Consider the following 11,953-nt stretch of genomic DNA (forward strand, 5'->3'; position numbering starts at 1 on the left):
CACGCTTAACGGAGACCCGACATGTTCATTCAGACCGAATCCACGCCCAACCCGGCGACGCTGAAATTCCTGCCGGGCCAGACCGTTCTGGAGGTCGGCACCGCCGACTTCCCCAGCGCAGACGCTGCAGGTAAATCCCCGCTGGCGTCCCGCATCTTTGCGGTTGAAGGCGTGACCGGCGTGTTCTTCGGCAATGATTTCGTGACCGTGACCAAGGCCGACGGTGTTGATTGGGACCACATCAAACCCGCCATCCTGGGCGCGGTGATGGAGCATTACCAGTCCGGCCAGCCGGTGATGGCGGACGGCTCTGCCGATCCGGCCTCCGGCCACGCCGAGCATTCCGGCGAGGACGCCGAAATCGTCAACCAGATCAAGGAGCTGCTGGACAGCCGCGTGCGCCCGGCAGTGGCTCAGGACGGCGGCGACATCACCTTCCACGGCTTTGACCGCGGTGTTGTCTACCTACACATGCAAGGTGCCTGCGCGGGCTGCCCGTCCTCGACCCTGACCCTGAAGATGGGGATCGAGAACCTGCTGCGCCACTACATCCCGGAAGTCACCGAGGTGCGCCCGGTTGCCGTCTGACCGGCTGCGAAAGGACAACACATGACCTCCGAACCGCTGGTTCTGGGATTTGACACATCGGCCGCGCATTGCGCGGCCGCTTTGCTGCGCGGGGATCAGCTGCTGGCCTCCCGGCTGGAAGAAATGACCCGCGGCCAGGCCGAACGGCTGATGCCGCTGCTGGAAGAAGTTCTGGCAGAAGGCGGCGCCGCGTGGGCCGACCTTGATGCCATCGGCGTCGGTGTCGGCCCCGGCAATTTCACCGGCATCCGCATCGCGGTATCCGCCGCGCGCGGCCTGGCGCTTGGGCTGGAGATTCCCGCCGTGGGTGTTGACGGGTTTGAGGCCCGCGCGGCCGAAGGCACCCTGCCCGCGGTGCCGGCGCCGCGCGATCAGGTCTATGCCGCATTGCCGGGCGAAACGCCGCGTCTGATGCCGCGCCAGCAGGCGGAGGATGCCGCCCGCGGCGCCGGGCTGGCGTGTGCGCCTGAGGCGAGCCCCGCGGGGATGGCCGAAGCCATCGCCCGGATCGCAGCCGCGCGGTTTCAGACTGTGACCGAGCCGCCTGCCCCCTTGTACCTGCGCTCTGCCGATGCTGCGCCGTCCAGCGATGTGCCGCCGGCACTGATTGATGGCTGACCCGCTGACACCCGAAGCGATGGCCGCCACCCATGCCGCGGCCTTCACCCAGTCGCGCCCCTGGTCGGCGGCGGAGTTTGCCTCCCTGCTGGACAGCCCGCTGACCTTTGCCTCGGGCGACGCCCGCTGTTTTGCGCTGGTGCGGGTGATCGCGGATGAGGCAGAGCTGCTGACCATTGCCACCGCCCCCGGCCATCAGCGCCAGGGGCTGGCCCGCGCCTGCATGGCGGACTGGGAATCAGCCGCCCGCACCCGCGGCGCGGCTGAGGTGTTCCTGGAAGTCGCCGCCGACAACGCCCCGGCACAAGCGCTGTACCGCGCCTGCGGATTCGCGGAATGCGGGCGCCGGGCCGGATATTACCGCCGGAAAGGGGCAAAACCGGCGGATGCAATCCTGATGAGAAAAGGTTTACGCTAGGCCAGTTGCGCGGATTTCGCACCAAATGGTCAAAAAGCGGTTGACCCTCTCCCTGCCCTGCAGGCTAAATTGCCGCACCCTCTATGGCCTGAACGTGGCCGGGCAGCGGAAATTCCCCGCTGCATCCAACAAAAATGACAGTGGGAGTTAACCTGATGACCCTGATGAAACCGCTGATGGGCGCAGCCGCGTCGCTGGCCCTGACAGCAGGTGCCGCGCTGGCCGAGCCCGCGCTGATCTTCGACCTGGGCGGCAAGTTCGACAAGAGCTTTAACGAAGCTGCGCACAACGGCGCCCAGCGCTGGGTCGAGGAGACCGGCAGCAGCTACCGCGAGATCGAGCTGCAGTCCGAAGCCCAGCGCGAGCAGGCGCTGCGCCGCTTTGCCGAGGCCGGCGCCAACCCGATCGTGATGGTGGGCTTTGCCTTTGCCGACGCCCTGGGCCAGGTGGCAGCCGACTACCCGGACACCAAGTTCACCATCATCGACATGGTGGTTGAGGGCGACAACGTGCGTTCGGTTGTCTTCAACGAGCACGAAGGCTCCTACCTGGTCGGCATGCTGGCGGCGATGGCGTCCAAGTCGAACACCGTAGGCTTTATCGGCGGCATGGACATCCCGCTGATCCGCAAGTTCGCCTGCGGCTATGCCGAAGGCGTCAAGGCCGCCAACCCGGACGCCAAGGTGATTTCCAACATGACCGGCACCACCCCGGCAGCCTGGAACGACCCGGTGAAGGGCTCGGAGCTGACCAAGGCGCAGATCTCCCAGGGCGCTGACGTGGTCTATGCCGCGGCCGGCGGCACCGGTGTGGGCGTTCTGCAAACCGCGGCCGACGAGGGCATCCTGTCGATCGGCGTGGACAGCAACCAGAACCACCTGCACCCGGGCAAGGTGCTGACCTCGATGACCAAGAACGTCGGCAACGCCGTGTTCGAGGCGTTCTCGGACGGTGCCGAGATGGAGACCGGCTTCTCTGTCATGGGCCTGGCCAATGGCGGCGTCGGCTATGCGATGGATGAGCACAACGCCGATCTGGTGACCGGCGAAATGAAGGCCGCGGTGGACGACGCTGCTGCCAAGATCGCCTCGGGCGAGATCAAGGTGCATGACTACATGTCCGATGACAGCTGCCCGGCGCTGAGCTTCTAAAGAGAAAGCCCCAGGCCATGACGGAGTCTATTCATATTCTGTTTGCGGCCTGGGGCGACCCAACCCCCGAAGGCCGTGTTGCAAAAACCGACGCGGCGATCGGGCCCGAATTCTATTATTCCGATCCCAACACCCCCGCCCCCATCGAGGGCCGCGACGCCTATCTGGAATACATCGCGCAGTTCAGCGCGAAGATGCCGGGCGCCGAGGCCAAAGTCGTGGCCGTCTCGGAACACCATGGCCACGCGCGAGCCACGGTGGATTTCCTGAAGGACGGCACCCGCATGGTGCGCGGCCAGTATTTTGCCGATCTGCAAGATGGCAAAGTGGTGCGGCTGATCGGATATACAGGCATGGGAGAGCCCTCTTGACTGCCCCCGCCATCGAACTCAAAGGCATCTCCAAGGCCTTTGGCCCGGTCCAGGCAAACAAGGACATTTCCATCCGCGTCGCCCCCGGCACCATTCACGGTATCATCGGTGAAAACGGTGCGGGCAAGTCGACGCTGATGTCGATCCTCTACGGCTTTTACAAGGCCGACAAAGGGGAGGTTTTCATCAACGGCAAGAAGACCGAGATCCCGGACAGCCAGGCGGCGATTGCCGCGGGCATCGGCATGGTGTTCCAGCATTTCAAACTGGTGGAGAATTTCACCGTGCTGGAAAACATCGTGCTGGGCGCCGAGGACAGCGGCATGCTGATGCCCTCGCTGCGCCGCGCCCGCAAGGAGCTGAAGGCGCTGGAGGAAGAATACGAGCTGTTCGTGGACCCCGATGCGCGCATCGACGAAATCGGCGTCGGCGCGCAGCAGCGGGTGGAAATCCTCAAGGCGCTGTACCGCAAGGCGGAGATCCTGATTCTGGATGAGCCGACCGGCGTGCTGACACCGTCGGAGGCCGACCAGCTGTTCCGCATCCTCGACCGGCTGCGCGCCGAGGGGAAGACCATCATCCTGATCACCCACAAGCTGCGGGAGGTGATGGAGTACACCGACACCGTTTCGGTGATGCGGCGCGGCCAGATGACCGCGACCGTCAAGACCGCCGAGACCAGCCCCGAGCACCTGGCGGAGCTGATGGTGGGCCGCAAGGTGCTTCTGCGCGTCGATAAGGTGCCCGCCCAGCCCGGCGCCCCGATCCTGGAGATCGAGAACCTGCGGGTGGTGGACGAGGCCGGCGTCGAGCGCGTCAAGGGCATCGACCTGACCGTGCGCGCGGGCGAGATCGTCGGCATCGCCGGCGTCGCGGGCAACGGCCAGTCGGAACTGCTGGAGGTTCTGGGCGGCATGCGTCCGGGCACGGGCAGTATCAAGCTGCACGGCACCCCCCTGCCCCTGCGCGGGCCGGGCTCGGATGCCAAGGCGCGCCGGGACGCCCACATCGGCCATGTGCCGGAGGACCGCCAGCGCGAGGGCCTGATCATGGACTTCCACGCTTGGGAGAACGTGGCTTTCGGCTATCACCGCGATGCGGCCTATCAGAAGGGTGTGCTGATGAACAACGCCTCCCTGCAGGCCGATACCGAGGCCAAGATGGAGAAGTTCGACGTGCGCCCGCCGGACCCCTGGCTGGCGGCCAAGAATTTCTCCGGCGGCAACCAGCAGAAGATCGTTGTCGCGCGCGAGATTGAGCGCAACCCGGACCTGTTGCTGGTCGGCCAGCCGACCCGCGGTGTCGATATCGGCGCCATCGAATTCATTCACAAGCAGATCGTCGCGCTGCGCGATCAGGGCAAGGCGATCCTGCTGGTCTCCGTCGAGCTGGAGGAGATCCTGTCGCTCTCCGACCGGGTTGCGGTGATGTTTGACGGCATGATCATGGGCGAACGCCCTGCGGATCAGACCGATGAGAAAGAGCTCGGCCTGCTGATGGCCGGTGTCGCGGGGGAGGCCGCGTAAATGGACAAGATGCCGAAATGGGCCGATGTGGTCCTGATCCCGCTGATCAGCCTGATCCTGGCCGCACTTCTGTCGGCCTTGGTGATCCTCGGGATCGGCGAGGACCCGGTGGCTGCGGTCAAGCTGATGGTCGACGGCGCCCTGGGCTCCACCTATGGCTGGGGCTACACGCTCTATTACGCCACCAACTTCATGTTTACCGGCCTGGCGGTGGCGGTTGCCGCCCATGCCGGCCTGTTCAACATCGGCGGCGAAGGCCAGGCGATGCTGGGCGGCCTGGGCGTGGCGCTGGTCTGCCTGCTGATCCCCTGGCCGCATTGGGCGCTGGCGCTGGTCTTTGCAGCGCTTGGTGCCGGGATCTTTGGGGCTGCCTGGGCCGCAATCCCCGCTTACCTTCAGGCCAAGCGTGGCAGCCATATCGTGATCACTACCATCATGTTCAACTTCATCGCCGCGGCGGTGCTGAACTATGTGCTGGTCAACGTGCTGCGCCCCGAAGGCTCGATGGACCCGGCCACCGAACGCTTCCCCGAGGCGGTGCACCTGCCCTCCCTGCATGAGCTGCTGGCCCCGATCGGCATCAACTTCTCCAAGTCGGCCCCCGCCAACGTCAGCCTGCTGGTTGCCATGGGCGCCTGCCTGTTCGTCTGGCTGCTGATCTGGCGCACGCCGCTGGGTTATGAGATCCGCTCCCTGGGCAAATCGGAGCCCGGCGCCCGCTATGCCGGCATCTCCTCGGTCCGCACGATCATGATCGCGATGCTGATCTCCGGCGCGCTGGCCGGCATGATGGCCGTGAACAACGTGATGGGCGAAGCGGAACGCCTGGTGCTGAACGCCACCGAAGGCGCCGGCTTCATCGGCATCGCGGTGGCGCTGATGGGGCGCAACCATCCGTTTGGAGTGTTCCTGGCAGCGATCCTCTTTGGCTTCCTCTACCAGGGCGGCGCGGAGCTGGCGCTTTGGACCTCGATCCCGCGCGAGCTGATCGTGGTGATCCAGGCCCTGGTGATCCTGTTCACCGGCGCGCTCGACAACATGGTCCGGATGCCGCTTGAGAAGATCTTCCTGGCGGTGCGGAAGGGGCAGAACTGATGGATTTCCTGACGATCATCCAGATTCTGGATTCCACCGTCCGCCTGGCCACACCGTTGCTGCTGGCCTGCCTCGCCGGCCTCTACTCCGAGCGTGCAGGCATCTTTGACATCGGCCTGGAAGGCAAGATGCTGATGGCCGCCTTCTTCTCCGCCGCCGTCGCTGCGGTGACCGGCAATGTCTGGCTGGGCCTGCTGGCGGGCATCGGCTCCTCGCTGGTGCTGGCGCTTCTGCACGGGGTGGCGTCGATCACCTTCCGCGGCAACCAGCTGATTTCCGGCGTTGCGATCAACTTTTTGGCCGCGGGCATGACGGTGCTGATTGCCCAGGACTGGTTCCAGCAGGGCGGCCGCACGCCGTCGCTGTTCAGCGGCGGCCGGTTCACCCCGATCACCTTGCCCTTTGCCGACAGCCTCTCTGGCGTGCCTGTTCTGGGCCCGATTTACTCCGAGCTGCTGTCAGGCCATTCGGTGCTGGTCTACCTCGCCTTCCTGGCGGTGCCGGCCACCTGGTGGATCCTGTTCCGCACCCGGTTCGGCCTGCGCCTGCGCGCAGTGGGTGAAAACCCGGCGGCAGTGGACACCGCAGGCGTCTCGGTTGTCGGCCTGCGCTACGGCGCGGTGATGATCTGCGGTTTGCTGTGCGGCATTGCCGGCGCCTATCTGGCCACCGCGCTGCAGGCGGGCTTCGTCAAGGACATGACCGCCGGCCGCGGATTCATCGCGCTCGCTGCGCTGATCTTTGCCAAGTGGCGGCCGTGGCACGCGATGGGTGCCTGCCTGTTGTTCGGGCTGCTGCAGGCGGTCGCCCTGCGGTTCCAGAACATCGAGCTTGGCGGCATCGTGATCCCGGTTCAGGCCATGGACGCGCTGCCTTATGTGCTGACGGTGGTGATCCTGGCCGGTTTCGTCGGCAAGGCAATCCCGCCCCGCGCCGGCGGCCAGCCCTACGTCAAGGAGCGCTGAGCGCCGTAACGGAAACACCGGAACGCCCGGCCTTGCGCCGGGCGTTTCTTTTTCCTGCCTGCTCCCGGCCTGCGTCTTTTCCGGGATAAGGGCCGCGGCAGCGGCAGCGCAAAGCGCCGTTCACTCTTGCCGCGGCAACGACGCAATTACACTCGAACAGGGCACTAAGGGGCAGCCCTGCCCCACCAGTGCACGGCGGCCACAGTTAAGTCCAGTTTGCCGCGTCAAATCAGTCCTGCACGCTGCATAGCGGCATAGATCATTGATTTTTGAACGGTCTGCGGTCTAACAAAGATCATGCAGATATACCTTCCCATAGCTGAGGTCTCGGTGAATGCCTTCCTTCTTCTGGGCCTCGGAGGAATGGTCGGAATTCTCTCGGGCATGTTCGGAGTTGGCGGCGGCTTCCTGATGACGCCGCTGCTGTTCTTCATCGGCATCCCGCCGGCGGTTGCGGTGGCCACGGAAGCGAACCAGATTGTCGCCTCCTCGTTCTCCGGGGTGCTGGCGCATTTCCGAAGGCGCACGGTCGATATCAAGATGGGGCTGGTGCTGCAGGCCGGTGGCCTGATTGGGGCCGCGCTCGGGGTGGTGGTGTTCAACTACCTCAAGGCGCTTGGCCAGGTCGATTTGCTGGTCAAGCTCTGCTACGTCGTCTTCCTGGGTGTTGTCGGCGGGCTGATGTTCATCGAAAGCCTGAACGCCATCCGCAAGGCAAAGAAGGCGGGCGGCAGCGCCCCTGCGGCCCGGCGCCAGCGGGGCTGGGTCCATGCGCTGCCCTTCAAGATGCGCTTCCGCACCTCGGGGCTCTATATCTCGGTGATCCCGCCCATCCTGGTCGGCGTGGCCGTCGGTATCCTCGCCGCGATCATGGGTGTCGGCGGCGGCTTCATCATGGTGCCCGCGATGATCTATATCCTCGGCATGCCGACCAAGGTGGTTGTCGGCACTTCGCTGTTCCAGATCATCCTGGTCACCGGCTTCACCACCATGCTGCACGCCACCACCAACTACACTGTGGATATCGTGCTGGCGGTTCTCCTGCTGATCGGCGGTGTTATTGGCGCCCAGATCGGCACCCGCATCGGCGTTTATCTCAAGGCCGAACAGCTGCGTATCCTGCTGGCGCTGATGGTCATCGCGGTCTGCGTCAAGCTGGGCCTCGACCTGCTGCTGCAGCCCTCCGAGATCTTCTCCCTGGGCGAGCCGGGAGGGCATTGATCATGCGCAAGCTGCTCCTGTCCGCCCTGACGGCCGCCAGCCTGGCTCTGTTGCCGCAATCCGCCGCTCAGGCCGGCAAGGAAGAGGTTGTGCTCGGCCTCAGCCAGGACCGGGTGGCGATCACTGCCACCTTCGACGGTTCGGAAATCCTGGTCTTCGGTGCGGTGAAACGCGAAACCCCGATCCCGCAGGACGACCCGCTGGAAGTGGTGGTCACCGTCTCCGGCCCGGCCCCCTCCGTCATGGTGCGGCGCAAGGAAAAGAAGCTGGGGATCTGGGTCAATGTCGACAGCGTTCTGGTCGACTCGGCACCAGCATTCTACGCCGTGGCCACCAGCGCCCCGTTCAAGGAGGTGCTGACGGACACCGAGGACCTGCGCTACAGGATTTCGATCAAGCGCGCGATCCGCTCGGTCGGCGCCGCCATGCATATACGCGGCGCCCAGGCCTTTGCCGATGCGGTGGTGCGGATCCGCGAGAAGAACGGGCTTTATTCCCTCCGCGAAAACACCGTTGCGGTGGATGAGCAAACCCTGTTCCGCACTGCCATCACGATGCCCGCCGACCTCACCGAGGGGGAATACCAGACCAGGATTTTCCTGACCCGCGGGGGCGAAGTGGTGTCGAGCTACGAGACCACCATCGACGTGCGCAAGGTGGGGCTGGAACGGTTCCTGTACTCGCTCTCGCGCGAGCAGCCGTTCCTCTATGGCCTGATGTCGCTGGCGATTGCCATTGCGGCCGGCTGGGGCGCGTCCGCAGCCTTCAGCCTGCTCAGGAACCGGTAACGAGGACCCAACCCGCCGAAGACAGGTGGGAGGGGCGCAGCCCCTCTTGGCCTTGCGGCCAATTCACCCCGGAGTATTTCCGGAAAGATGAAGGGGCGTGCGGCTTTCTGATTTGTACGCCTGCCGGCGGCCCGCTGCGCGCCAGCGCAGCGCCCGGCCCAACGGGAGCGGCGCATCCGGGATGCGCCAGCGACGGGCGGGAGCGCTCAGCCGCGGCCGATATAGGGCATCTTGGTGGCCATCACCGTCATGAACTGCACGTTGGCTTCCAGCGGCAGATTGGCCATGTGCAGCACCGACTTTGCCGCATCCTCCACCGCGAAGGTGTGCATCGGTCCGGCACCGGGGTTGGCCTCTGCGTGGCGCTGGCTCAAATCCTCCACCATCGGCGTGCGGGTGTTGCCGATGTCGATCTGGCCGCAGGCGATGTCAAAGGGGCGGCCGTCTAGCGAGAGGCTTTTAGTGAGGCCGGTGATGGCTGCCTTGGTGGCTGCGTACGGCGCTGAATGGGGTCGCGGCACATAAGCGGCGATGGAGCCGTTGTTGATAATCCGCCCGCCCTGCGGCGCCTGCTGCCGCATCTGGCGGAAGGCAGCGCGGGCGGTCAGGTACATGCCGGTCAGGTTCACGTTCACCGAGGCAAACCAGTCTTCCAGCGGGATTTCGTCGATGGTGCCCGGCGGGGTGAAGATGCCGGCGTTGTTGAACAGCACATCCAGCCGCCCGGCCGCCATGGCAAAGCTGTTCACCGCATGATCCACCGCTGCCGGGTCCGTGACATCCGCAGGCAGCACCTGGGCGTTTGCAAAGCCCTGCGCAACCTCCTCCAGCTTCTCTGCCCGGCGGGCCACCAAGCCGACCTGCCAGCCTTCGGCCAGAAACAGCTCCGCCACGGCGCGGCCGATGCCGGAGCTTGCGCCGGTGATCAGGATCGAATGGCTCATGCGGGGGTATCCTCCTGTGCTTCAAGGGTGAGCGCGGCGGCGGGCATGGCTTTGAGGTCATCCACCGGCAGCGGGCCGGTGGGCTTGGCAAGGCGGTTGCGGACCACCCAGATCAGCCGCTCTTGCGCCCGGGTGATGGCGACATAGGCCAGCCGTTTCCACAGGGGCTGGCCTGCCTCTACCCGGCCCATACGCGCGGCGGCGTAGATGTCCGGGGCAAAGACCTGCGCGGTATCCCATTGCGAGCCCTGCGCCTTGTGGATGGTCACCGCCGCGCCATGCAGAAAGGTTGCGCCCATGCGGGCGGCATAGGGGATAAAAGGCTCTTCCTCGTCCGGCTTCTCGATCTTCACAATCGAGGCGGCCGAGACCTGCGGATCTTCGGCCCCCATCACGTGCAGGCGGGAAAAGCCGGGTTTGCGGCCGGGGCCGAGAAAGATCACCTGCGCGCCTTTGATCAGGCCGCGGGCTTCTAGGTCCAGGCGTTTCTTGCGGTGCTTCATCGGCAGTTCGATGCCGTCGCAGATCAACGGCTCGCCCGCGATCAGTTCGTCCTCCGGCGCGCCATGCACGGCGCGGAAGGCGTTGATCAGCCGGATGCGGGTGTTGTTGCGCCAGACCAGCACCGGCGAGCGCGCCATCAGGTCGACCTCCACCCGCTGGCCCCAGACCACCCGGTCGTCGCGGCGGGCTGTGTCCTCCACCATGCGCTCGAAATCCTCGAAACCCACTTGCGGGTCGGCCAGCGCGTGGGCGAGGTCGAGGATCGGGTTGCCAGCTTCCTGCCGGTGTATGCGGTTCAGGATCAGGCGGCGCGGCTCAGGCAGCGCGTCGAACACCATCGAGCCCGACTGGTTGACCGGCGCCAGCTGCGCCGGGTCGCCGAACAGGATCAGATTGGGGAAGATCTCCTTCAAATCCTCGAACTGGCGGTCGTCCAGCATCGAGGCTTCGTCGACAAAGCCGATGTCCAGCGGCTCCTCGCGCCGTTTCCAGCCCGTGATGAAATCGGAACCGCGCAGGCCCGCGGCTGCCAGCGCGCCGGGGATCGACTTGTTCTTCTCATAAAAAGCCGCGGCGCGGGCCAGCGCCTCCTCGGTCAGGCCTTCGATGTCAGGCTGATCCCCCTGCCCGGCCAGCCATTCGGCAATGCGCTCGTATTCCGGGTCATAGACCGGGGTGTAAAGGATGCGGTGGATGGTGGTTGCAGGAACCCCGCGCAGGCGCAGGACGCTCGCAGCCTTGTTGGTGGGCGCCAGGATTGCCAGGGTGCGGCGGTCTTCGCCCTTCTTACGGCTCTCGTAGTCACCCGAGACAACTTCAACCCCGGCCTGTTCCAGCGCCTTGTACAGCTCAGCCAGCAGCAGCGTCTTGCCCGATCCCGCCTTGCCGATCACCGCCATCACCCCTGCATCGCCGCGGGGCGGGTGCAAAAGCCCGTCATCAAGGTCGACCCCCGCCTGGCGCAGGAGTTCGGTCACGCTGTCAAAAGCCGTGGCCTGGTCATCGGAAAACTGTACGGGCAGAGCTGTCATGGCGCGACCCTACAGCCGCGGGGCCGGGTCCGCCAGAGGATCCGGCCCCGGTTTACGTTTTGATCACGCGCTCAGCGCCACCGGACCTGAAGCGCCGGCGCCGCCGAAGGAGCGGTCGAACCAAAGCTGCGACAGCTCCGGCGGGATGCCCGCCTTGCGCGACACGCTGAGGTAGGTCTCCTCAGCATACTCCCAATAGCCCATGCAGATGGGGTTGCGCCCCTCGCCTTGCGTGCTGGCAATCTCTGGCGCGAAGCCCAGATTGCGGAAAGCCCTGGCCGTGTGCCGGTAGAAGACAGCCGTGTAGTGGGGGATGTCAAAGTTCCGCATGATCTCGAGGCTGCCTAGCATCAGCCCGGCTCCGATCCTGCCATGCACGTTTCGGGACAGGCAGAAGCGGGTGCACTCCCAGATCAGCGGGCTGCAGATGGGCACACCGCCGCAGAGATCCAGGAAAATTTCATTCACCATCACACGGCCGGTCGTGGGCAGAAACCGCATGGAGCCGCCATGGCTGCCATCAGGCATCTCCCAGATCATGTAGAGCGGATCCAGCTCGTCGTACTGGTCTCTCTCCTCGCCGTTGACGTCCACCTGCACATCCCAGCCGAGCCGTGTCTTGAACTGATCCGCCCTGTCCCGGAACATCGAATGGGCCAAGGCGGCATGGTTGTGAAGGTCGTGGCCATAAACATAGCGCAGCATTGCAAAATCCCCTTTTAGTAGAAAACCA

General features: G+C 65.2%; 13 protein-coding genes. 10 read left to right on the forward strand and 3 right to left on the reverse strand.

The window, feature by feature from the left end:
• The first annotated feature begins 21 nt into the window (after positions 1-21).
• The 10 genes from AC4HIX_RS08670 (at position 22) to AC4HIX_RS08715 (ending at position 8,741) form a co-directional block, all read left to right on the forward strand.
• A complete protein-coding gene (locus AC4HIX_RS08670) occupies positions 22-588 on the forward strand; it encodes a NifU family protein (RefSeq protein ID WP_475050286.1) in 567 nt (188 codons plus the stop codon).
• A gap of 21 nt (positions 589-609) precedes the next feature.
• Positions 610-1,206, forward strand: coding sequence for a tRNA (adenosine(37)-N6)-threonylcarbamoyltransferase complex dimerization subunit type 1 TsaB (gene tsaB / locus AC4HIX_RS08675; protein ID WP_490398689.1), 597 nt, complete (start codon positions 610-612; stop codon positions 1,204-1,206).
• Complete coding sequence (locus tag AC4HIX_RS08680) at positions 1,199-1,624, forward strand: GNAT family N-acetyltransferase (protein WP_490398690.1); 426 nt, start codon at positions 1,199-1,201, stop codon at positions 1,622-1,624. Before tsaB ends, AC4HIX_RS08680 begins: the two co-directional genes overlap by 8 nt.
• Positions 1,625-1,779: 155 nt before the next feature.
• Complete coding sequence (locus AC4HIX_RS08685; protein WP_490398691.1) at positions 1,780-2,775, forward strand: BMP family lipoprotein; 996 nt, start codon at positions 1,780-1,782, stop codon at positions 2,773-2,775.
• A gap of 17 nt (positions 2,776-2,792) precedes the next feature.
• Positions 2,793-3,146, forward strand: a complete 354-nt coding sequence (locus AC4HIX_RS08690; RefSeq protein ID WP_490398692.1) for a nuclear transport factor 2 family protein — start codon at positions 2,793-2,795, stop codon at positions 3,144-3,146.
• Complete coding sequence (locus AC4HIX_RS08695) at positions 3,143-4,672, forward strand: ABC transporter ATP-binding protein (RefSeq protein ID WP_475050275.1); 1,530 nt, start codon at positions 3,143-3,145, stop codon at positions 4,670-4,672. Before AC4HIX_RS08690 ends, AC4HIX_RS08695 begins: the two co-directional genes overlap by 4 nt.
• Positions 4,673-5,767, forward strand: a complete 1,095-nt coding sequence (locus AC4HIX_RS08700) for an ABC transporter permease (RefSeq protein ID WP_490398693.1) — start codon at positions 4,673-4,675, stop codon at positions 5,765-5,767.
• Positions 5,767-6,732 (forward strand): ABC transporter permease, encoded by a 966-nt coding sequence (locus tag AC4HIX_RS08705; protein WP_490398694.1) that lies wholly within the window; start codon positions 5,767-5,769, stop codon positions 6,730-6,732. Before AC4HIX_RS08700 ends, AC4HIX_RS08705 begins: the two co-directional genes overlap by 1 nt.
• Before the next feature lie 297 nt (positions 6,733-7,029).
• Positions 7,030-7,953 carry a sulfite exporter TauE/SafE family protein gene (locus AC4HIX_RS08710; protein ID WP_475050270.1) on the forward strand — a complete coding sequence of 308 codons (924 nt, stop codon included), beginning with the start codon at positions 7,030-7,032 and terminating at the stop codon, positions 7,951-7,953.
• A 2-nt stretch (positions 7,954-7,955) separates the two neighbouring features.
• Entirely contained in the window at positions 7,956-8,741 is a 786-nt protein-coding gene (locus AC4HIX_RS08715) for a TIGR02186 family protein (protein ID WP_475050268.1), read from the forward strand.
• 206 nt (positions 8,742-8,947) lie between these two features.
• Here AC4HIX_RS08715 and AC4HIX_RS08720 read toward each other — a convergent pair whose 3' ends face one another.
• From AC4HIX_RS08720 to AC4HIX_RS08730, 3 genes are all read right to left on the reverse strand, one after another.
• Positions 8,948-9,685, reverse strand: coding sequence for an SDR family oxidoreductase (locus AC4HIX_RS08720; RefSeq protein ID WP_490398695.1), 738 nt, complete (start codon positions 9,683-9,685; stop codon positions 8,948-8,950).
• Positions 9,682-11,220, reverse strand: a complete 1,539-nt coding sequence (locus AC4HIX_RS08725; RefSeq protein ID WP_490398696.1) for an ATP-dependent DNA helicase — start codon at positions 11,218-11,220, stop codon at positions 9,682-9,684. Before AC4HIX_RS08725 ends, AC4HIX_RS08720 begins: the two co-directional genes overlap by 4 nt.
• A gap of 63 nt (positions 11,221-11,283) precedes the next feature.
• Complete coding sequence (locus AC4HIX_RS08730) at positions 11,284-11,925, reverse strand: acyl-homoserine-lactone synthase (protein WP_490398697.1); 642 nt, start codon at positions 11,923-11,925, stop codon at positions 11,284-11,286.
• Positions 11,926-11,953: the final 28 nt, after the last annotated feature.

Source organism: Leisingera sp. (genome assembly GCF_982940295.1).